This window comes from Alteraurantiacibacter aestuarii, from assembly GCF_009827405.1.
Classification (GTDB): domain Bacteria; phylum Pseudomonadota; class Alphaproteobacteria; order Sphingomonadales; family Sphingomonadaceae; genus Alteraurantiacibacter; species Alteraurantiacibacter aestuarii.
In genome coordinates this window covers 27099-48554 of record NZ_WTYY01000005.1, presented here as the reverse complement: position 1 = coordinate 48554, position 21456 = coordinate 27099, and the positions used below count along the sequence as shown (strand labels likewise).

Sequence of the window (21456 nt, the reverse complement as noted above, 5' to 3'; positions counted from 1 at the left end):
GAAAACCTTGACGAATTTGCCTGTCTGACCTATCTGGCCTCCTTTCCGAACAAGTAGCTTGCAGAATTGGAGTGCCACATGGCGCGCGTAACCGTCGAAGATTGTGTCGACAAGGTCCCCAACCGTTTTGATCTCGTCCTGCTGGCAGCCCAGCGTGCGCGTGAGATTTCCGGCGGTGCGGAGCTGACCATTGACCGTGACCGGGACAAGAACCCCGTTGTCGCCCTGCGTGAAATTGCCGAGCAGACGGTGAAGCCCAAGCAGCTGGCCGAATCGCTCGTCCAGTCGATGCAGAACTTCCTGCCCGATGAAGAAGACGAAGCCGATGAAATCGGCTCGCTGAGCCAGTCGGCGGAGGCCATGCGCCTGTCCGCGTCGGCTCCGGCCCGTTCGACCTCGATCGGTGCCGATTACGACGGCTGATTGTCAGCCAGAGTGAATTTCAACAGGGCCGCGCTCACAAGGCGCGGCCCTTTTTGTTTGCAGCGCCGAGGTCGTTCCAGGGATGATTGGCAAGATATGTCCTTTGCATGACATCTTGCGACGACGGGTGATCCCCGCCACCATGTTCTGGCATCTGCGCAGCAAGAGGGGGCAAGACACCACACAATGGCGGTCATCGCGGTTTACAGCGTAAAAGGCGGCGTGGGCAAAACCACGATTGCGGCAAACCTGGCGTGGTTTTCCGCCAGCATTTCATGCCGCAAGACCCTGCTGTGGGATCTGGATGCCGCCGGCGGTGCGGGATTCCTGTACGGCGTGGAACCGCGCAAGAAGGCGCAGGCGGGATCGATCTTTGACCGAGAGGCCGACCCTGCCGATCTGATCCGCAAGACCGCTTTTGACCGGCTCGACATTCTGCCCGCCGATGAAAGCCTGCGCGATCTCGATTCCATCCTCGCGCGGATCGGCAAGAAGAAGCGGCTCGCAAAGCTGACCGAAACGCTGGCGGGGCGGTATGAGCGGATCATCCTGGACTGCCCGCCCGTGCTCAATGAAATCAGCGCGCAGGTTGTGCGAGCAGCGACCTGCGTGATCGTGCCACTGCCGCCCTCGCCCTTATCGGCGCGCGCGTTCGAGATGGTGACGCGCGAGATCCGCGACCAGACCAAGAGCCATCCGCCGATCCTGCCCGTCCTCTCCATGCTCGACATGCGGCGCAACCTGCACCGTCAGGCGCGTGAGGAGAACAGGACCTGGCCCGCCATCCCGCAAGCCAGCGCGGTGGAGCAATGCGCGGTATTGCAGCGCCCAGTTGGAGACTTCGCCCCCACCAGCCCCGCCGCCCGCAGCTTTGGCCAGCTATGGACCGCGATAGAACGCAAGCTGACGCAGAAGGGGTGATCCAGAAGCGCGCAGCTATTCCACAGTACCGGGACCTTCACCAATCCCGCTGCTTTCGCCCATATCCTCCATGGCTTCGGCTGCTTCGTCCATCGCGCCGTCCATGGCGTCTGCAGAGTCCAGACCCGCGCCTTCGTCTGCAAGCATCGCGTCAGCATTGGCCTCTACATCGGCCATGGCTTCTTCTGCGCTTGAATCAGCCGTTTCTTGCGAACACGCCGCCAGTGCAACCACCGAAGCGCCCAGAACCACAGCGTTGAAGACCTTGAGATATTTCTTCACCCTACTCTCCTTCGATTGAACAGCTTTCTATAATTTTGGAAACAGACTGACCGCGCCACACATGCTGGCGCTGATCGTCCTCGAAAAATCTCTGCAACCGGTCCAGCCGTTTGGGCACTTCCACCCGGGCCGATGCAACCAGCCCGTCCACACATGGAATGAGGGCCTTGAAATAGCGCCTCTCAGTCTCCCCGGATTCGATCTTCAGGTCCATTCCGCCAACAATCAGTGCCCGGGATGGATAACGGTCTGTCCGGATGATCATCAACGGTTCGCCGCCTTTTTCCAGCGGGTGGTAGTCCTGGGTCAACGTTTCGATATCTGATCCGGTAACGGGCAGGACCTGGCCGATCTCCAGGAAGAACTTATCGTCATCAGGGGCGATATCGATATCGGTATTGCCGACGTTTTCGAGCAGCAGTTCTACCCTGACGAACGCCTTGTGATCCCCCACAGGCCAAACCTGAACAATCGGCACGGCGTTGAGTTTGGGAATTCCCCGCCGGTCAACGAAGTACCAGTATCCGGCCAGCAGCAGCGCCAGACACGATAGGAAGGCCGCCAACCCTTCCATGCTGTGTCGGCTGTCGTGCGAACTGTCCTTGAGGAAAAGCCACAAGGTAATACAAAAGACGATTGTGAGGAAAATTAGACTGAAATAACTGGGCCAGTAGAAGAACAGGGCCGCGCCAAGCACACATGCCAGCAGACGCCATATAGTTATCGAATTATTGGACGCCTTTGCAACTACCGAAGACATTCCGTCGGAAAATGTCGTTCCGGTTTTCTCCAGTTCTGTACGAATCTTTTCCCACATAGTTGCCCCCAGCGCGGGAAAGATAGATCATCGAAAGGAATTTGGCCAGCCATTGGCGGCGGTGGTGCACGCCCTGCGCCCCGATAAGCAGCCCGAAACGCGGCCGGTTAAGACTCGCGGAAGGGGTTGAAGAACAGCTCCTCCACCGGAACGTTGAAGAAGGCCGCCAGCCGGTAGGCCATCGGCAGCGACGGATCATATTTGTCTGCCTCCACCGCGTTGATTGTCTGGCGGGAGACTTCGATCAGGTCGGCCAGCTCGCCCTGGTTGAGGCCTTTTTGTGTCCGCAGCTGGCGCAGGCAGTTGCGCATCAGGCCTCACCCCGGCGGCGCAGCCACCAGACCAGCCAGAACACGCCGTAACCTGCTGTCATCGCGGCAAAGGTGATCAGGCTGCCGCGCGCCAGATCGCTTTGCGTGCCGGCCCACGCAACCAGACCCAGCATTGCCGTTCCGGCACCAAAGGTACCGCCCCAGTAAAAGCTGTTGGTATGCGCATCGCGCTCCACATCATCCAGCCTGTTCCACCACGGGCGTGTGGCCAGCAGCGCCGCGATCAGGACGAACGTCAGCAGGGCAAAGGTGACGGCAAAGGGCAGGTTTCCGCCGCCCAGCCGCAGGATCTGTCCGCCCGCGATCCCTGCGGCAATCGCCGCGACAAAGGCCAGCGCCCCTGCCCCCAGAACCTTCTTGCGATGTTTGCTTATTTCCATGTTGCGTCTCCATCTTGCTGTAAAAACATTTGGACAATCACGAGAGGATTGTCAAAGTGTTTTTACAGCAATTGTCCAAATAGTTTTACAGAGACCCAGAGCGCCAGCAGATATGCGCGAGCGGCCTCGACCTGCGCGGGACTGGTGGATACAATGTCCGCATGGTGGGGGCATGAGCGACATTCTCGATGGTATCGGCACGGCTGCGGAAGGCGGCCTGTTCGCCCGTGCGCTGGAGCCGCATTCGGGCGCGCAGGGCAAGCACCCGCACCAGCCGGACAATTGCCTCAATTGCGACACGCCGCTGATTGGTGCCTATTGCCACGCCTGCGGCCAGCACGGCCATGTACACCGCACGATCGGCGCTTTCTGGCATGATCTGATGCATGGCGCGCTGCATCTGGATGGCAAGATGTGGCGCACATTGCCCTTGCTGGTGCTGCGTCCGGGCAGGCTGACGCGGCGCTATATCGAAGGGGCCCGGGCGCGCTTTGTCTCACCCATGGCGCTGTTCCTGTTTTCCGTTTTCCTGATGTTCGCCGTGTTCCAGATGCTGGGCATTACCGCTCCTACCGATCTGCAGACCAATAACCCCGTCCAGCGCGGGATTGAGACGGGGATGGTGGAGGCTGAGGCGGCGCAGAATGCCGCGCAGACAGAGCTTGACCGCCTTTCCGCCACTGACCCCGGCCGCGCCGCTGCGGAGACGCGGCTGAGTGAAGCCAGCGAAGCGCTTGCCGCCATGCGGCTGGTGAGAAGTTACACCATCAGTGAGAATCTGGGCGCCAACATGTCGATCAAGCCGACAGGTGTTGCCTTCATTGACGATGGTATCGGCAAGAAGTGGCGAGAGAACCCCAGCCTGATGCTCTACAAATTGCAGGCGAACAGCTACAAGTTCTCCTGGCTGCTAATTCCGATCTCCATCCCCTTCGTATGGCTGCTGTTCGCGTGGAAACGCCGGTTCAAGGGGTATGATCACGCCATTTTCGTGACCTATTCGCTCAGCTTCATGACGCTGTTCTTCGTCGTGCTGTCGGTGCTGGGGTGGCTGGGCGTCGGCGGCGGATGGCTGTTCACCGCCTTTGCCACGCTGGCACCCCTGCACATCTACAAGCAATTGCGCGGAGCCTACGGCCTGTCGCGCTTCTCGGCCATCTGGCGGCTGGTGGCGCTGCTGTTGCTGATCTTCCTGATCGTGCTGCTGTTCCTGCAGGCACTGCTGCTGCTCGGCGCCTTCTGACAAGGAAAAGGGCGGCGCATCGCTGCACCGCCCTGTTGTTGTTCAGTCATGTCATTCGTGCGGGAGTTACGCGCCCTGCGGTGCGCCGTCTCCGCCAAAGCGCTTGCCTGCCTTGGGAATGGCGGAGCCGTGGACCGGCACCACCGCCGCCGGGCCGCTGGGCGCTTCGGGACGATCGATCTTGCCGGTATCGAGCAGTTCGGTGATCTCGTCACCGGTCAGCGTTTCATATTCCAGCATCGCCTGTGCCAGCAGGTGCAGCTGGTCCTCATGCGTCTTGAGCAGGTCAGTCGCGCGCTTGTGCGCCCCTTCCACCAGATGCTTGATTTCGGCGTCGATCAGCTTGTTGGTCTCATCAGATGCCATTGTGCGCTGGGTCGTGCCCATGCCCAGATAGCCTTCCTGACTTGCCTCATATTGCAGCGGGCCGAGCTTGTCGCTCATGCCCCAGCGGGTGACCATGTTGCGCGCCAGATCGGTGGCGTACTGGATATCGGAGCTGGCGCCAGAGCTGACCTTGTCATGGCCGAAGATGATTTCTTCCGCCACGCGGCCACCCATGGAAACCGCCAGATTGGCGTGCATCTTGTCCCGGTGATAGGAGTAATTGTCCCGTTCCGGCAGGCGCATCACCATGCCCAGCGCACGGCCACGCGGGATGATGGTGGCCTTGTGGATCGGGTCCGATGCCTCTTCATGGACAGAGACGATCGCATGGCCGGCCTCATGATAGGCGGTCATCTTCTTCTCATCCTCGGTCATCACCATGGACCGGCGCTCAGTCCCCATCATCACCTTGTCCTTGGCGTCCTCGAATTCCTGCATGGCGACCAGGCGCTTGTTGCGACGCGCGGCCAGCAGGGCAGCTTCGTTGACGAGGTTGGCAAGATCCGCGCCGGAAAAGCCCGGCGTGCCGCGCGCAATGGTGCGCGGGTTCACATCGGGAGCCAGCGGCACCTTCTTCATGTGCACGGCCAGAATCTTCTCGCGCCCGTCGATATCGGGGATCGGCACCACCACCTGGCGGTCAAACCGGCCCGGACGCAGGAGCGCGGGGTCGAGCACGTCGGGGCGGTTGGTGGCGGCGATGATGATGATGCCTTCATTGGCCTCAAAACCATCCATCTCCACCAGCAGCTGGTTCAGCGTCTGCTCGCGCTCATCATTGGAATTGCCGATGCCATTGCCACGGTGGCGGCCCACGGCGTCAATCTCGTCGATAAACACGATGCACGGTGCGTTCTTCTTGGCCTGTTCGAACATGTCGCGCACGCGGCTGGCGCCCACACCCACGAACATTTCGACAAAGTCGGAGCCTGAAATGGTGAAGAAGGGCACGCGCGCCTCGCCGGCGATGGCGCGGGCGAGCAGCGTCTTGCCGGTACCGGGCGAGCCGACCAGCAAAGCACCCTTGGGAATCTGGCCACCCAGCTTGGAAAAGCGCTGCGGATCACGCAGGAATTCGACGATTTCCTCAAGCTCTTCGCGCGCTTCATCAATGCCGGCGACATCCTGGAAAGTGACGCGACCCTGCTTTTCGGTCAGCAGCTTGGCCTTGGATTTGCCAAAGCCCATCGCGCCCGATCCGCCGCCCTTCTGCACCTGGCGCAGCGCAAAGAAAGCAATGCCCAGGATCAGGATGAACGGCAGCGCCTGGATCAGCACCACCCACAGGACGCTCATCTGTTCAGGCTGCGCGCCGGAAAACTCGACGCCATTGTCTTCCAGCAATTGCGTGAGGCCAGGGTCGCTCGTCACCGGAGTGGTGGTGAAGGCGCCATCGTTCTTCAATGTGCCGACAATGCGATCAGGACTGATCGTCACGCTTTCAACACTGCCCTCGGCAATCTTGTTGCGGAAATCGGAATAGCTGATCTGCGTGCCCGCAGGTTCACTCGGCCCGCCAAACATGGAGACAGTCAGCAGCAGGGCGAGAAAAATCCCGCCCCAAACCACCATGCTCTTCATCCACGGGTTGGGATTGTTTTCCGGTTCGCGATTTTCGCTCATGCGCAATAAGTCCTTTCAACACTGCCAATGTAGGATCGCGCGGGTGAATGGCAAGCTAATGGCGGGCGGGTATTTTCGGGCGGCGATCGGGCGGTTTGAACGGCGCTATTCGCGCTCCCTTGCCAGGATCAGCCTGTCGGACAGATCGGCGCCCTGCTGGCCGGTGATCTGGAACAGCGCCTCAAATCCATCATGCGCCGCCGCATCGCTCAATTCATCGGGCAGATCGCCGCTGGCCACAATCGCACCGATCCCGCGCAAGCCGGTCACTCTCTCGCTGGCGATCACGGTCACCAGTGCCCCGCCGGGCGCGCGGTAACGGGTGATATAGGCAAAGTCGCGGTAAAATGCGGGCGAGGCAAGGCGGCGCGCCTCATCGCTCATCCAGCGCTGGCCGGTCTCCCGGTCGATGATCTCGTCATAGCTGTCACCCACCCGCAGGCTGCTTTGCGCAAAGGTGATTTCCTCCAGCAGGCCCATGCCCGAAAGCAGGCCGATATAGACCACGTCATTGGTGTTGAGCATGTCGGAGGTCAGCTGCGATGCGGCGATCACGTCCAGCGGCTTGTCCGCAGAAGCGAGCAGCGGCGCCAGCGCCTGCAACGCATAGCCGGTCTGGAACGGCAGGTAGTTAAGCCCGACATCCTCGGCAAAACCAAACCGGTCCGGCTCCGCCTCCTGCATGCGCAGCAGGTCTTCGGCGGAATTGACGCGGAAATCGCGGATCAGCCGCCCGTCCTCGGGGTTCACCGGATCAATTTCGCCAAACAGGTAATAGTCACCCAGCACCACCAGCACCGGGCGCTGCGATGTGTTCAACGGCTGCCAGATGGCATTGGTGGCGGGCGTAAATCCGCGGTTGAGCACCATTCCGGCCAGGAATGCGGCGAGCAGCGCCAGCACGCCCAGCGCGGGCCAGTACCGCATCATCTGGCCGCGAGGCGGCACGGTCAGTGCTGGTACTGAGGCGGAGGGCGCAGGCAGTTGCTCTGCCATCTGCAACGCATAGACGCCCGCCGGAATCTCCAGCACCGCCTGCCCCGGTGCGGGCGGATTGGCGAGATAGTGATCGTCCAGCTTCTTGCGCAGGCGGTGGACATAGACGCGCACGGTGGCATCATCGCCATCGGTTTCGCTCTGGCCGAACACCGCCTCGGCGATCTCCGCCTGCGTGGCGCTTTGCGCTTCGGCGCCGCGATCGGCGAGAAAGTCGAACAGTTCGCGCAGGCGGCCCGAAGCCCCGACAAGCCCCGCCGCGCGCAGCCGCTCAACCTCTGCCGCATAGGCATCGCCGGCTGCGTTACTGGTGCGTGCGCTGTCCAATCCTGCCCCTCAAATACCGCGCCGGGCGGCTGTAACGTCCATGTAACAGGCCGATTACCGTAATTTACGTGGTTTGCCCAGAGCCGCTTGGTCAGAAGAGGTCGCAGCACTTCACAAGACAAAGGTTACACATTGCCAAAGCCCGATAATCCTGCTGCCCGCCTGCTCTTATCCACCGCCATTGCCATGCTTGGTTGCGTGGCTGTTCCTGTCTGGGCGCAGGAGGAGGCCGCAGCTGAGGTCGAACCCCAGACAACCCAGAACGCGGCACAACAGGTGCAGAGCGAGCGTGAGAACATCGGCGTGGTGATCGATGAAGACAGCGGCAATGTGATCTATGTCTATGGCCGCGGCGAGAAGCGCATTGGCGAAGCCATTGCCGCCAGCGAGGGCGGCGTGGCCGGCGCCGATCTGGAGATCCGTCCGCTGCTGCGTCCCGGTGAAATTCTTGAAGCCACCCCCGGCCTTATCGCCACCCAGCATTCGGGTGGCGGTAAGGCCAACCAGTTCTTCCTGCGCGGGTTCAACCTCGATCACGGCACCGATTACGCGCTGTATATCGATGACATGCCGGTCAACTTTCGCACCCACGGTCACGGACAGGGCTATCTGGATGTGAACGGGCTGATCCCGGAGACGGTGGGCCGGGTGGACTACCGCAAGGGTCCTTACCGTGCCGACACCGGCGATTTCAGCTTCGTTGGCGCCAGTTTCATCACCACCCATGACCAGCTGCAACCCTTCGCCACGGCGGAGGTGGGATCTTATGGCTATCGCCGCTTCGTGGCAGGCGGCTCCGTGCCGCTGGGCAATGGCGACCTGCTGGTCGTGGGACAGGTGAAGCTGAATGACGGACCGTGGGAGCTGCCCGAGGATTTTGAGGGCTATTCCGGGCTGGTCAAATATTCCGCCCCCGTTGGCGATGGCGATTTCCAGATTGCCCTGCATGTCTATGATGCCAGCTGGGCACCCACCGAACAATTGCCCGAACGCGCCATCGGCACGCTGGTGGAGGACCATTTCGGCACGCTGGACCCGACCTTGCGCGGATATACCAAGCGGCAGGTGCTGACCGCCAATTATGAAAGCGATGACTGGCGGCTGACAGCCTATACCCAGCACTACGACTGGAGCCTGCTGTCCAATTTCACCTATTTCCTGGAAGACCCGGTCAATGGCGACCAGCTGCGCCAGTTCGAGGAACGCTGGACCTTTGGCGGGCGGGTGGAGCGCACGCTGCGCCCGACGGATCGCCTGACCCTGCGCGCCGGGGCGGAAACGCGCTTCGACCAGATCGGCCCGATCGGCCTGGATGAGACGATCGATGGCGCGCTGGAGTTCAATTACAACAGCTTCGACATCAACGAAAAATCCATTGGCCTGTATGCCGAGGCAACGTGGGAGCCGCTCGACCGCCTGTTCGTGACTGCGGGCATGCGCGGGGACTGGTATGGCTTCAGGACGCAAGCGCTGGACGGCGTGGACGTGTGGTCCGGCAAGGCCAATGACGACACCTTCGCGCCCAAGATCGGCGTGAATTACGAAGTGGCCGACGGTATCGCCCTCTATGCCAATTATGGCGAGGGCTTCCATTCCAACGATGCCCGCGGCGTGACCAATCCCACCAATCCCGCACCCGGCCTGGTCAAGGGCGAATTCGAAGAGGTCGGCTTCCGCGTGGAGCGCGGCGGACTGATCTTCAGCAGCGTATACTGGTGGAGCAGCATCGACAGCGAGCTTATCTATGTCGGCGATAGCGGCGCGGTGGAACCGAGCGATCCCAGCAAGCGCCACGGTTACGAACTCACCGCCTTCTGGAAGCCCAACAACTGGCTGGCCGTGGACGCGGTGTGGACCGGATCGCACAGCCGCTTCACGGGCCTGCCCGAAGGCGAGAATTTCGTTCCGGGTGCACTCGAAAGTTCCGGCGAGCTGGGGGTTTCGGCCGCCTTCCGCCAGTGGAATGCCGCCATTCGCGCGCGCTATCTGGGGCCGCATCCGCTGATCGAGGACAATTCGCAGCGCGGCGCCTCCACCGTGCTGGTCAACGCCCGGCTGGCCTGGACCCCTGACGATTTCAGCGGCTTCGAATTCTATGGCGAGGTGCTCAACCTGCTCGATTCCAAGGATGACGATATCGACTATTTCTACGCCGTGCGCCTGCCCGGTGAGCCGGCAGAAGGCATCGAGGGGCGCAACAGCCGCATCGTCGAACCCCGGCAATTGCGAGTCGGCGTAACCAAGAGGTTCTGAAGCCTCACATCAATCTTGCGGGACCTGGTGCGACCCTCCTTTAGCGCCAGGACCATGAAAGGCCCGGCTGCGTGCATGGCGACAGCCGGGCCTTTCTTCCTTAATTTCCGGCACTTGCGGTCTCGTGAGTCAAGCCTCCCAATCATCATGTCAATGGTGCTTGACATAAAGAGGCTCCATGTCTAGCTTCCTTTACATAAATTCAAGGGAGCTTGATATGAAGAAGATTTACACGGCCCTCGCCTTTGCCGCTGCCATGTTGCTGGCCGCCTGGCTGGGTGCACAGCAGATGATTACGCCGGACATGAGCAGCACGCTGCTGATCGTGCTGCCGGTGATGTGGGTCCTCTCACTGGGCCGGAACGGCGGTAATCGCTGCATCAGCAAGGCCCATGACGCATGACCGCGCAGCAGGCGATGCCGCGCCCGTTGCTGTGGTCGGCGCTGTTCATCATCAATATGGCGCTGATCGCAGCTGCCCATATTTTCGATGTGATCGAACAGCCGGTGCCGATCATCCTGATCGCGCTGAACATGGGGCTGCTGGTGCCGATGACGCGCGCGGCCAAGGCAAGGCAGGAACTGAAGGGCGCGATGAGCCCGGCCCTGCGCGTCTATAACCGGCGCGTGCTGTTCGTGATGGTGATCTACATGGTGGCGATGATCGGCGGCGGGAACCTGTCTCATCTGGTGGCCGATGGTTCGCCCGCCATGTGGGCGCTGGCCATCGCCCCGCTGGTGCCGCTGATGGGCATGATCTGGACCATGTATCGCTACCTTCAGGAAGAGGATGACGAATATCTGCGCCACCGGGCCACTACCGGCGCGCTGTTCGGCCTCGCGCTGATTCTGGTGCTGGGGACGATCTGGGGCTTTCTGGAGATGTACGGGCTGGTCGGCCATATCTGGAGCTGGTGGGTTTTCCCCGTGTGGGCCATCGGGCTGGGGATCGGCATGTGCTTCCAGCGCGCCAAGGGAGAGGAAGAATGACCACGTCATTGACCAAGACGCCGGAGATGCGCCGCTATTATGTGCGCATGGGCATTTCGATGGCGATCTATCTGGTATCGCTGTTCAGCGCCGACTGGCTGATCGAACAGCAACAGGTTGCTGGACCGCTCGCCTATCTGCTCGCCGCCATTCCGGGCCTGTGCCTGGCATCGATATTCTGGATTCTGGTGCGGCTGGTGACCGAGCAGACCGATGAGTTCCTGCGCCTGCTGCTTGTCCGCCAGATCATGGTCGCCACAGGTATTGCCCTGACTGCGGCAGCCGTGTGGGGATTTCTGGAACAATATATGCTGGTCGGCCATGTCACCGCCTATTGGTGGCCCACGATCTGGTGCTTCGCCACCGCGATTGGCGGGATCTACAACAAGTTCACCATGGGCACGGCGGGCGGCGAATAATGAAAAACCGTCTCAAGGTTATGCGGGCAGAGCGCGACTGGAGCCAGCAGGACCTGGCTGAACAGCTGGGTGTTTCGCGCCAGAGCGTGAACGCCATCGAGACTGGCAAATACGATCCCTCGCTACCGCTGGCCTTCCGCATTGCCGATGTTTTCGAACTGCCGATCGAGGAAATCTTCCTGCGCGACGAGGCCTAGGCAAAGCCCCCGGCTTGCGGCATTCTCCGGTGCGGGAGAACAAGGATGCAGACACGCAGGCTGGCCGATGCGCTGGGGATTGAGGTGGTGGGACTGGATACCACCGCCCCGCTGGATGAGGGCACACGAGACGCTCTGGTCGATCTGTTCCACCAGCATCTGGCGCTGGTGATCCGCGGCACGGTGCTGACGCCGCGCCAGTATGTCGATCTGATCCGCAAGTTCGGGCAGCCCGATGCCTCCGACACTTCGCGCTATCACGAACCGATCGATATTGACGGTTTCAAGGGCCTGCGGCTGGTCTCCAATATCGAGAGCGGCGGCAGGAATGTCGGCCAGTTCGGCAATGACGAGATGGGCTGGCATCAGGACCGCTGGACCGATGCCGTCCCGCCGCCCGCCACCGCCCTGCACGGGGTGGAGGTGACCAAGTCAGGCGGGCGCACCGGGATCGCCAGCCTCGTCGCCGCCTATGACGCCCTGCCCGCAGACCTGCTGGCGCGGATCGAGGGGCGATCGATCCATTTCCCGCTCAAGGTCAATGATTTCGAAGGCGAGCTGGACGATGCCGATATCGAAGACCCGGCGCTGTTCCGCAAGGTTCCGCTGGTGCAGCGCCATGCGGTGACCGGGGCAAAATTCCTGTTCCTGGGGGCACGGCGCATCCTCTCCTACATCGATACCGCGCCGCGCATCACCGGGCTGGACAAGGATGGCAGCGCCGCCTTGCTGGACGCGATCTACGATCATGTCGCGCTGCCGGCGTTCAACTATCTGCACCAATGGCGCGCGGGCGATATCCTCATCTGGGACAACCGCGCCTGCGCCCACCGCCGCGAAAGCTTCGACCCGGACGAACGCCGCCTGCTCTATGGCACGCCCATCGTCACCTCGGACGTATTGTGGAGGGGAGAAGCGGCGCTGGCGGGGTGAGAAACCGGATCGCGCGCGCATTTTGCCTGCAACATTGTGCGGCGCGCCAGCTATAGCGCCTCCCTCGCCCGCAGCCGCTTGATCGGACAACGCCTTGGCACTCAATATCGCGATCCTGTTGTCCGTTGTCATGGCAGGCTTGCTGCTGCTCTCTCCGCGCTTTGCCAAGTCCACGGTCTGGCGGGCAACGGTGACGCCGCTTGCATCGATCATCGGCAGCGGATTCCTGGTGCTCGCGCCCATTCTGGTGTCAGCATACGGACGAAGCGCGCCGCTGGTGATGGCTGGGCTGTGCATTGGCGCCTATCTGTTCGGCGAGGCGATCCGCTTCAACATCTTTGCCCGCAACGTGCCCCGACCGGTGGAGGATATGGCGGTCGAACGGCTGGAACTGGGCGCTTCATGGGCGCTGGTTTTCGCCTTCATGATTTCGGTCGGATATTACCTCAACCTGTTCGGCGCCTTCGCCATCAGCCAGACCCCTTATGACAATCCGGTCAATGCCAGGCTGCTGACATCGGCGGTGTACATCCTGATTCTGGCGGTCGGCTGGTTCCACGGTTTCAAGGCGCTGGAGCGGATGGAATATGCCGCAGTGACGATCAAGCTGGCGGTGATTGCCGGGCTGCTGATCGGGCTGACGTGGTATTTCTATCAGCGCGCCAGCGCGGGGGAGCTGTTCTTCCATGAGGCACAGCTGTCCGGCTGGCCCGCCGTCACGCTCGCCTTTGGTCTGGTCATCACCGTGCAGGGCTTCGAGACTTCGCGCTATCTTGGCCAGGAATATGATCCGCAGACCCGGATCAGCTCCATGCGCCTTGCGCAGCTGGTCTGCACGGCGATCTACATGATCTATATCGGCCTGTTCGCCTATGCCTTTGACCGCAGCGAGTTCCAGCTCAGCGAGACCGCGATCATCGACCTGATGGCACTGATCACGCCGCTGCTGACGGTGATGCTGGTGCTGGCGGCGCTGGCGGCACAGTTCAGCGCGGCCATTGCCGATACCAGCGGCTCCGGCGGGCTGGTGGAGGAGCTGACCCGCGGCCGCATGACTGCCCGCTATGGCTATGTGTTGCTGGTCTTCATCGGGATCGTGATGACGTGGGAGGCCGATGTCTTCCAGATCATCGCCTATGCCAGCCGCGCCTTTGCCCTGTATTACACGCTGCAATCCGCCATCGCCGCAAGGCGCGCCTTCATCATCCCCGGCACGCCATGGCACAGGAAGCTGGGATTCTGCCTGCTGGTGGCACTGGGCGCGATGATCGTATTGTTCGGGAATGACGTGGAATCATCCAATGCCGGGTGATAGGCTGCGCGCGGCGTGCTGATTGCCAGTATCTGCCGCCTGGCCAGTAACTGCCACGGAACCAGTAACCGCTACGGAACCAGTAACTGCTACGGAAAAAGTGTTATGCCCGCCCGATGAGCGATCACGATATCCTGTTCAGCCCGATCACCTTGAACACGGTGACCTTCCACAATCGCTGGGTTATGCCCGCCATGCAGCGCGGCATGTGCAGCAACGGCGCGCCCAGCGCGGAGCTGGCCGCCTATTACCGCCGCCGCGCGGAAGGCGGCACGGCGCTGATCGTGGGGGAAAGCGCGGCGATCGATCACCCTTCCGCCACCGTCCAGCCGACATCGGCGCATATCAACCCGGCCACGCGCGATGCCTGGGCGCATTGCGTGGACGAGGTGCGCCAGGGCGGCGGGCAGATGATGCTGCAATTGTGGCACGAAGGGGCGATGCGCACGGATGGCCACGCCCTCAGCGCCAGTGGCCTGGCCCATCCCGGCAAGGAAAGCGGGCGCGCCGCCACTGTGGATGAGCTGGCACAGATCCGCGATGGTTTCGTGCGTTCGGCCCGGATTGCGCAGGACATTGGCGCCTGCGGGGTGGAGGTGCATGCCGCCCACGGCTATTTCCTCGATCAGTTCCTGTGGCACGGCTCCAACATTCGCGATGATGGCTATGGCGGCCCGCTGATCGCCCACCGCGCGCGCTTTCCGGCGGAGATCGTCAGCGCCATCCGCGCGGAATGCGGACCGGATTTCCTCATCTCGCTGCGCTTCTCGCAATGGAAGGAAGTGGATTTTGAGGCCAGGGTCGCCCCTTCTCCTGAAGATCTGGCGCAGATGGCCACCATCTTTCGTAAGGCTGGCGTCGATGTCCTGCATGCCTCCACCCGCCGCTTCTGGGATGCCGAATGGGCAGGCGATGGCCGGAACCTGGCCGGATGGACCAGGGCAGGCGGCGGATTGCCGGTCATCACCGTCGGCTCTGTCGGGCTGGATATCGATGTGATGACGGTGTTCATGGAAGGGCTGGACCCCGGGCCGCGCGTGGAAGTGGCAATAGACGAGCTGGCCCGGCGCATGAGCGCGGGTGAATTTGACATGGTGGCGGTAGGCCGCGCGCTGATCGGCGATCCCGATTTCGTCAACAAGGTGCAGGCCCGCGATTACGATGCCATCCGCACCTTCCGGCGCGACGATCTGGGCCAGCTGGAATGGGACCTGTCGATTGTCGAGGAAGCGCATGGCGCATAACCGCCGCCCGTTTCATAATTCGCAGATGATTGTGCTGTATTGCACCGATCTGTCCTGCCGCGAGAGTTGAGCGCCGATGTTGCTTCCCACACGCAGTGTTGAAAAGCCCTGGGGCCGTGACAGCCTGCCTGCGCCGTTCACCGTGCCTGCCGGACAGCGGATTGGCGAGATCTGGTTTGAACCGCCCGCCCAGCTGCCCGATCTGCTGGTGAAATATATCTTCACCAGCGAGAAACTGTCTGTCCAGGTGCACCCTTCGGATGAGCAGACGCAGGCCGCCGGACTTGGCCGGCAGGGCAAGGAGGAATGCTGGCTGGTGATCGATGCACAGCCCGGCGCGGTGCTGGGCGTGGGTTTTGCAGGCGATCTGGATCAGGCGGCCATGCGCGCCGCCGCGCTGGACGGATCGATCGAAGACATGCTGGTGTGGCATGCGGTGAAGCCGGGCGATTTCTTCTACATCCCCGCCAATACGGTGCATGCCATCGGGCCGGGCGTGGCCATTATCGAGATTCAGCAGAATTCAGACCTGACCTATCGCCTGTATGATTACGGGCGCCCGCGTGAGCTGCATCTGGATCAGGCGATAGAGGTGGCCAGCGGCACGCCGCATGATGCGCAGCTTCGTCGCCACCTGCCGCCATCGGGCAGCGTGCCGCTGGTGGACGGCCCCTTCTTCACTCTGGACAGGGTCGATGGTCTGGCTTCGCCTGAACTGCTGGCGCGCTATGACGGCCCGCTGCTGGCCATACCGCGCGTGGGGGATATTGCGGTGGATGGACAGGCAATCAGCCCCGGCCAATGTGCCTTCGCGCCCTCGCTTGCGGACGTGCATCTGGCCCGTGATGGGGATTGCCTGATTGCCCGGGCGCTGGCCTGAACCAGCCAGTCCGGCCGTTTATGATCGCAGCTTCAGGCCCCCAAGTTTCAGGGCCCCAACCTCAAGAAAGCGTGGGGTAACAGCCCTCAACCACGATCTGTGACGGGAATACCGGCACCAGTCCGCCCATTACCGAATCGAATGCATGGGTGATCTTGACCCTGCTGGAGCCGGGAAATCCGCGGCAGGTCACATCGACCTGCGGCGCCACATTGCCGTTGGCCACGCCAATGCCATATCCCGATGCCCGGCTGACAGCATAGTCGCGCTGCTCGGTTGCGGTATCGCAGGATGAACTGACAGAGATGCAGCGCGCCGTGGAATAGGCCACTTCATCCAGCGTCTGCTGCATCCACACCAGCCGGCTGGTTTCGATCGTGCCGAACAGGAATATGAAGAACACCGGCGCCACCAGCGCGAATTCGACAATCGTCGCGCCCAGTTCGCAGCGCATAAGGCCGCCCGTGCGTTGCAGGCGTTTCAGGCGTTTGAAAGGGTTCACTGCAGGCGCACCGTGGCCTGCTGGGACAAGACCGTGTCAGCCAGAGCGCTGTTGGGCAGGATCATCGGAGTGAAGGGATTGGTGGCATTGATGGTCATGTAATAACCCGCCGTGGACCCGGCCGTCACACCGGTGCCCGTGCATGTATTGCCGCAACTCGCGGAAACATAGGTGCCGTTGGATTTCAGACAGGCGCAGGTGCGATTGAGGTTGGTGCAGCTGTTGGCGGTGCCATTGCAGGATATGGTGACAGCGGTTGCCGGTTCACCGGTAAGGCTGCGGACATAGCCTGGCATGCTGCCGAAATTGACGTTGTCAGCGGTGTTGAAGCCGGACACGGCAGCGGCGCCCACTGCGCCATTCAGCTTGCCGCGTTCGAGGAAGAACGTGCCGAAATCGATCGCCACCATCACCGAAAAGAAGAATGCGGTGGTCCACAGCGCGAATTCAACCGCGGCCACGCCCTTGTTGTCCGCCTTCAGGCCAGACAGTCGACGAATAATCCTGAGCATACCGGTCACCCGACCAGCCTGATGCTGGCGCTGCCACCGCCACCGGCGTTGGGGTCCATCCGGTTGCAGGCCGTTCCCGTTGCAGCACCGCCATTCACGCGGATGGTGTCTGCAATCAGCGTCATGCACTTGCCATTGCCTGCGGTGCTGTTGCCGCCGGCCATCTTCACCTGTGCATTGGGGAAATGGATGGTGCCGGCAAAGGCATTGACCGATCCGCCAGTCCAGTTTGCGTCATTGGCGCTTTCGCTGGAAACCAGCAGTTCGGAAATCTGTGCACCCGTGACATTATAGAACGGCGCTTCGAGTTTGGTCTTGGCACCGCCCGCAAGCTTGATCACGCCATTCAGGATGAAGGTCACTTCAATCCCGACCATGTCGAATCCGCTGCCGCTCTGCCCTTCAACCACATTGCCATAGGTCTGGCCGGTGAGGTCGGAATAATAGGGCCAGGTCGTGCCGCCCGTGCCATTTTCGAAATCGCCGTTCACGGTATAGCGCCCGCGACCGAACAGCACCGACCCCTTGGGATTGAGATCGCCGTTGATGTAATGATTGCCGGTAACGCCGAACACCAGCCTGGTGCCGCCAGCGGTATCGATATCGCCATTGGCGGAAAACGCACCATTGCCCATGAAGAAACGGGCAGAGCCCATCATCTTGATGGCATTGCCGCCATTGCCCGGGCCGATCACCACGTTGCCCGCGCCCAGTGCCAGTTCACTGTCGCCGCTCATGTTCAGGCCGTTTGTCGCCTGAAAATTACCCGCGCCCAGCAGCACATCCGCGCCGCCGCCAACATCCACATTACCGCCAAACAGATGCTGGCCCGCGCCCATGGTCATGCGCGATCCGCCCCAGAAATTCACATCGCCGACAATGAACACATCGCCGTTGCCCTTGGTGTTGGTGCCTTCGAACTTTGCGCTGCCGCCAATCCACAAGGTGCCAGCGCCAATGGTGACGCCGGTCGATCCGCTGCCGAAATTGCCTTTCACCACAACATCGCTGTTGCCGAAATTGACGGTTGATCCGCCGCCAATCACGACATTGCCCGAAACGTTGATCCTTGATCCGTTGGCGAAGCTGACGTTCATGCCGCCGGCAATGTTCAGCTCGGCAATGTTATATGTGCCCGCCGGGAAGACATAGACGCTGCTGTTGGACTGCTGATAGGGTTTGACGTTGTTGCTGGCGCCGTTCTGCTTGATCTTGAAATCGCTGCCACCGCTGATGGTGGGCATGGGAATGGTCGCGGGCGCGCTGTAATTGCCCAGCAGGCCATATGCGCTGATCAATGCGGGATCATTCGCCCACGGATCGGCCAGCGGTGTGGCTTCATTGATGCGATCCTCAACCGGCGGCACATTATTGTTCCATGCCGGCTTGGAAAAGACACCCGCGAAGCGCAGCGTATTGGCATCCAGCGTGCCGTAATTCACCGTAATGTCCCCGCCGCCCGATATGATATCGGCGCCGCGGATCAGCTGGCCCTTGTTCTCCACCGTGCCAATGGCCGCGATCGAGCAGGTGGGCGCATCGATCGAGGCGCCGCCGGTCACCGATATCGCGGCATTGCCGCCATCCAGCGCCAGGTAACAGGGCGCAGCATAATTGACGCTGGAGCTGAGGCTGGCGAGCGAGCCGGCGGACACATCGAAGGTCCCGGAAAAACCGAGCACGGAAGCAAGAGAAAATGGCAGGGCGCGGGTAATCGTCACCCGCACGGACTGGTCCCCGGCATTGGGGAAATCCGATACCAGCTGGGCACTTACGGATGCCGCGCTGACTCCATTGGCAAGCGCGATGTCGCGCGCCGTGGGCGTGAGGACCGCTTCGTTTCCGGCGGTAGAATAAGCCATGGCCGCAGCCAGGGCGGCCATATCGGCGGCACGCTGGTTGATCTCCCGCGTCTGATATCCGCGGTTGAGATCGAATGCGAGCCCGGCCGCTCCGATAACGACCGGCAGCGCCAGTGTCGCGATAGTCGTGACGCCACCCGAAACATCGCGGAGGAGGCGCTTGTAACCGAGTCGGAGGAAACGGATTGTGGACATGAGCCCAGTTAGCCGGATCAGAGATAAGGCAAGCTCTAGATGTATGGTTAACGTGGGCTAAACTTTACCATAAGTACAATGCTCTAGCGTTGAATCATCGCCCGGAAAAGCGCGGTTCCCGCTTGGCGACGAAAGCGGCCATGCCTTCTGCCTTGTCAGCCGTTCCCGCCAGCATGTGGAACATCCGCCGCTCATGCCTGATGCCGGATTCCAGCGTGTTCTCGAAAGCAGCATTAACCACTTCCTTGGCTGCTTTTGCCGCCAGAGGAGGCATTGCGGCGATTTTGGCGGCGGTCTTCATCGCCTCTGCCAGCAAGTCATCCGCAGGGACCACACGCGCCACCAGTCCGCTGCTTTCTGCCTCTGCGGCGTCCATCATGCGGCCGGTCAGCACCATGTCCATCGCCTTGGCCTTGCCCACAGCGCGGGTCAGGCGCTGCGATCCGCCCATGCCGGGGATGACGCCCAGCGTAATCTCGGGCTGGCCAAACTTCGCCTTGTCCGATGCGATGATGAAGTCCGCCATCATCGCCAGTTCGCACCCGCCGCCCAGCGCAAAGCCGTTCACGGCGGCGATCCACGGCTTGCGCGTGGCACAGACCAGGTGGCTCTGCCAGCGGCTGAACATGTCTTGGGAATAGAATTCGGAAAGCGGCTTGTCGGCCATTTCCTTGATGTCCGCCCCGGCGGCAAAGGCCTTTTCGCCAGAGCCGGTTATGACCGCGCAACCTTGCGTGTCATCGGCCTCGAAAGCGGCGAAGGCAGTAATCAGCTCCTCCAGCACGGCGGAGTTGAGGGCATTGAGGGCTTGCGGGCGGTTCAGCGTGACGAGGGTAACCCCGCCACGCTGTTCCACTATCAGGTTTTCATATTCGGCCATGCAGACCGTTTATAATCAGACGACCCCGAAAGCCAGCATGGCATCGGCGACTTTCTTGAAGCCCGCGATATTCGCGCCCTTCACATAGTCGACATAGCCGCCCTGGTCGCCATATTCGACGCACTTGCCGTGGATGCCTTCCATCAGATCGGTCAGCATTTCGCCCAGGCGTTCATGGTTCCAGCTGATGCGTTCGGAATTCTGGCTCATCTCCAGACCCGAAACCGCCACGCCGCCGGCATTGGCCGCCTTGCCCGGACCATACATGATCCTGGCATCGTGGAAGACCTTCACCCCGTCCAGCGTGGTCGGCATGTTGGCGCCTTCGGACACAGCGATAACGCCGTTTGCGACCAGTGACCTGGCATTGTCCTCGTCCAGCTCGTTCTGGGTTGCGCAAGGCAGCGCCAGATCGGCCGGAACGTCCCACGGACGGGCGCCATCACCATGGAAAGTCGCGCTGGTGTAGTGATCGGCATATTCGCTGATCCGGCCACGTGTGTGCGTCTTGTGATGCTTGACCCAGTCGATCTTCTCCTGGGTGAAGCCGTCGGGATCATGGATGAAGCCGCCTGAATCGGACAGGGTCAGCACCTTGCCGCCCAGCTGGACGATCTTTTCCGCAGCGTGCGTGGCCACATTGCCCGAACCGGAGATGACGGCGGTCTTGCCTTCGATGTCCTGGCCCTGATGCTTGAGCATGTTCTGCATGAAATAGACCGCGCCATAGCCGGTCGCCTCCGGCCGCATCCGCGAGCCGCCATATTCGATGCCCTTGCCCGTCAGCACGCCTTCCCAGCGATTGGTGATGCGCTTGTACTGGCCGAACATGTAGCCGATTTCACGCCCGCCCACGCCGATGTCGCCCGCAGGCACGTCGGTCTCAGGGCCGATGTGACGGTACAGTTCGGTCATGAAGCTCTGGCAGAAGCGCATGACTTCGGCATCGCTCTTGCCCTTGGGGTTGAAGTTGGAACCGCCCTTGCCGCCGCCCATCGGCAGGCCGGTCAGCGAGTTCTTGAAGGTCTGTTCGAACGCCAGGAACTTCAGCACGCTTTCGGTCACGCTGGGGTGGAAGCGAATGCCGCCCTTGTACGGGCCGATGGCGTTGTTGTTCTGCACCCGCCAGCCGCGCTGCACGCGGATGTTGTGATTGTCATCTTCCCAGCACACGCGGAAGGAAATCACCCTGTCCGGCTCGGCCATGCGGCGCAGGATCTGCGCGGCATGGTATTGTTCCTTGTCTTCAATGAAATCAAAGATGTCCATTGCCACTTCGTGGACTGCCTGAACAAATTCGGTCTGCCCCGGATTGCGCTTCTTTACCCCCGCCATAAAGGTATCGAAGTCAACGTGATCGGAAACTGCCATGAGTATATCCCCCCAATAGTAACGGCGAATGGCAGGAACTGGACTTTCCAGTTCCTGATGCGACTCGCCGACATGTACTCGCCGCAATCAGACCACTTCGGGGGAGTGAAATAAAGGCTGCTGGTGCAATCCCCTTATCACTTGCCTTGGAGCGGACGATGCCCCAACGTCCTTT

General features: G+C 61.4%; 23 protein-coding genes. 12 read left to right on the top strand and 11 right to left on the bottom strand.

Features of this window, described 5'->3' with window-relative positions; all coding sequences use genetic code 11:
• The first annotated feature begins 78 nt into the window (after window positions 1-78).
• Both rpoZ and GRI32_RS10055 read left to right on the top strand, forming a co-directional pair.
• Window positions 79-423 (top strand): DNA-directed RNA polymerase subunit omega, encoded by a 345-nt coding sequence (rpoZ, locus tag GRI32_RS10060; protein WP_160591861.1) that lies wholly within the window; start codon window positions 79-81, stop codon window positions 421-423.
• Between the two features lie 186 nt (window positions 424-609).
• Window positions 610-1344 carry a ParA family protein gene (locus GRI32_RS10055; RefSeq protein WP_160591859.1) on the top strand — a complete coding sequence of 245 codons (735 nt, stop codon included), beginning with the start codon at window positions 610-612 and terminating at the stop codon, window positions 1342-1344.
• A gap of 15 nt (window positions 1345-1359) precedes the next feature.
• Here GRI32_RS10055 and GRI32_RS10050 read toward each other — a convergent pair whose 3' ends face one another.
• The 4 genes from GRI32_RS10050 to GRI32_RS10035 all read right to left on the bottom strand — a co-directional run bounded on the left by GRI32_RS10050 (window position 1360) and on the right by GRI32_RS10035 (window position 3155).
• Window positions 1360-1626: a hypothetical protein gene (locus GRI32_RS10050; protein ID WP_160591857.1), complete on the bottom strand. Its 267-nt coding sequence runs from the start codon at window positions 1624-1626 to the stop codon at window positions 1360-1362.
• A gap of 1 nt (window position 1627) precedes the next feature.
• Window positions 1628-2443: a hypothetical protein gene (locus GRI32_RS10045; RefSeq protein ID WP_160591854.1), complete on the bottom strand. Its 816-nt coding sequence runs from the start codon at window positions 2441-2443 to the stop codon at window positions 1628-1630.
• 107 nt (window positions 2444-2550) lie between these two features.
• Entirely contained in the window at window positions 2551-2754 is a 204-nt protein-coding gene (locus GRI32_RS10040; RefSeq protein WP_160591852.1) for a helix-turn-helix transcriptional regulator, read from the bottom strand.
• The gene (locus tag GRI32_RS10035; RefSeq protein ID WP_160591850.1) at window positions 2754-3155 is read right to left on the bottom strand and encodes a hypothetical protein; all 402 of its coding nucleotides are present in this window, start codon (window positions 3153-3155) and stop codon (window positions 2754-2756) included. The genes GRI32_RS10040 and GRI32_RS10035 overlap by 1 nt, the downstream gene beginning before the upstream one ends.
• A 172-nt stretch (window positions 3156-3327) precedes the next feature.
• Here GRI32_RS10035 and GRI32_RS10030 point away from each other — a divergent pair, with 172 nt between their 5' ends.
• Window positions 3328-4398, top strand: coding sequence for a DUF3667 domain-containing protein (locus tag GRI32_RS10030; RefSeq protein WP_160591848.1), 1071 nt, complete (start codon window positions 3328-3330; stop codon window positions 4396-4398).
• 66 nt (window positions 4399-4464) lie between these two features.
• Here the strand turns inward: GRI32_RS10030 and ftsH are convergent, their stop codons facing one another.
• Entirely contained in the window at window positions 4465-6408 is a 1944-nt protein-coding gene (gene ftsH, locus GRI32_RS10025) for an ATP-dependent zinc metalloprotease FtsH (RefSeq protein WP_160591846.1), read from the bottom strand.
• A 105-nt stretch (window positions 6409-6513) separates the two neighbouring features.
• Window positions 6514-7731: a helix-turn-helix domain-containing protein gene (locus GRI32_RS10020; RefSeq protein ID WP_160591844.1), complete on the bottom strand. Its 1218-nt coding sequence runs from the start codon at window positions 7729-7731 to the stop codon at window positions 6514-6516.
• Window positions 7732-7929: 198 nt separating this feature from the next.
• On the opposite strand from GRI32_RS10020, the gene GRI32_RS10015 reads away from it, so the two are divergent.
• The 9 genes from GRI32_RS10015 to GRI32_RS09975 all read left to right on the top strand — a co-directional run bounded on the left by GRI32_RS10015 (window position 7930) and on the right by GRI32_RS09975 (window position 15959).
• Entirely contained in the window at window positions 7930-9984 is a 2055-nt protein-coding gene (locus GRI32_RS10015) for a TonB-dependent receptor domain-containing protein (protein WP_160591842.1), read from the top strand.
• Window positions 9985-10201: 217 nt separating this feature from the next.
• Window positions 10202-10387, top strand: coding sequence for a hypothetical protein (locus tag GRI32_RS10010; RefSeq protein WP_160591840.1), 186 nt, complete (start codon window positions 10202-10204; stop codon window positions 10385-10387).
• Entirely contained in the window at window positions 10384-10974 is a 591-nt protein-coding gene (locus tag GRI32_RS10005; RefSeq protein ID WP_160591838.1) for a hypothetical protein, read from the top strand. Before GRI32_RS10010 ends, GRI32_RS10005 begins: the two co-directional genes overlap by 4 nt.
• Complete coding sequence (locus GRI32_RS10000; protein ID WP_160591837.1) at window positions 10971-11393, top strand: hypothetical protein; 423 nt, start codon at window positions 10971-10973, stop codon at window positions 11391-11393. Before GRI32_RS10005 ends, GRI32_RS10000 begins: the two co-directional genes overlap by 4 nt.
• Window positions 11393-11590, top strand: a complete 198-nt coding sequence (locus GRI32_RS09995) for a helix-turn-helix transcriptional regulator (RefSeq protein ID WP_160591835.1) — start codon at window positions 11393-11395, stop codon at window positions 11588-11590. The genes GRI32_RS10000 and GRI32_RS09995 overlap by 1 nt, the downstream gene beginning before the upstream one ends.
• A gap of 45 nt (window positions 11591-11635) precedes the next feature.
• Window positions 11636-12523 (top strand): TauD/TfdA dioxygenase family protein, encoded by an 888-nt coding sequence (locus GRI32_RS09990; protein ID WP_160591833.1) that lies wholly within the window; start codon window positions 11636-11638, stop codon window positions 12521-12523.
• Between the two features lie 130 nt (window positions 12524-12653).
• A complete protein-coding gene (locus tag GRI32_RS09985; protein ID WP_160591831.1) occupies window positions 12654-13835 on the top strand; it encodes an APC family permease in 1182 nt (393 codons plus the stop codon).
• A gap of 116 nt (window positions 13836-13951) precedes the next feature.
• On the top strand, window positions 13952-15079 hold the full coding sequence (locus GRI32_RS09980; protein ID WP_160591829.1) for an oxidoreductase: 1128 nt from the start codon (window positions 13952-13954) through the stop codon (window positions 15077-15079).
• Between the two features lie 76 nt (window positions 15080-15155).
• The gene (locus GRI32_RS09975; protein ID WP_160591827.1) at window positions 15156-15959 is read left to right on the top strand and encodes a class I mannose-6-phosphate isomerase; all 804 of its coding nucleotides are present in this window, start codon (window positions 15156-15158) and stop codon (window positions 15957-15959) included.
• A 61-nt stretch (window positions 15960-16020) separates the two neighbouring features.
• Here the strand turns inward: GRI32_RS09975 and GRI32_RS09970 are convergent, their stop codons facing one another.
• The 5 genes from GRI32_RS09970 to gdhA form a co-directional block, all read right to left on the bottom strand.
• Window positions 16021-16461 (bottom strand): TadE/TadG family type IV pilus assembly protein, encoded by a 441-nt coding sequence (locus GRI32_RS09970; RefSeq protein WP_160591825.1) that lies wholly within the window; start codon window positions 16459-16461, stop codon window positions 16021-16023.
• Complete coding sequence (locus tag GRI32_RS09965; RefSeq protein WP_160591823.1) at window positions 16458-16973, bottom strand: TadE/TadG family type IV pilus assembly protein; 516 nt, start codon at window positions 16971-16973, stop codon at window positions 16458-16460. Before GRI32_RS09965 ends, GRI32_RS09970 begins: the two co-directional genes overlap by 4 nt.
• A gap of 5 nt (window positions 16974-16978) precedes the next feature.
• Window positions 16979-19030, bottom strand: a complete 2052-nt coding sequence (locus tag GRI32_RS09960; protein WP_160591821.1) for a pilus assembly protein TadG-related protein — start codon at window positions 19028-19030, stop codon at window positions 16979-16981.
• A gap of 94 nt (window positions 19031-19124) precedes the next feature.
• Window positions 19125-19910 (bottom strand): enoyl-CoA hydratase-related protein, encoded by a 786-nt coding sequence (locus tag GRI32_RS09955; RefSeq protein WP_160591819.1) that lies wholly within the window; start codon window positions 19908-19910, stop codon window positions 19125-19127.
• A gap of 15 nt (window positions 19911-19925) precedes the next feature.
• Entirely contained in the window at window positions 19926-21281 is a 1356-nt protein-coding gene (gene gdhA, locus GRI32_RS09950) for an NADP-specific glutamate dehydrogenase (RefSeq protein WP_160591817.1), read from the bottom strand.
• Between the last annotated feature and the right edge of the window lie 175 nt (window positions 21282-21456).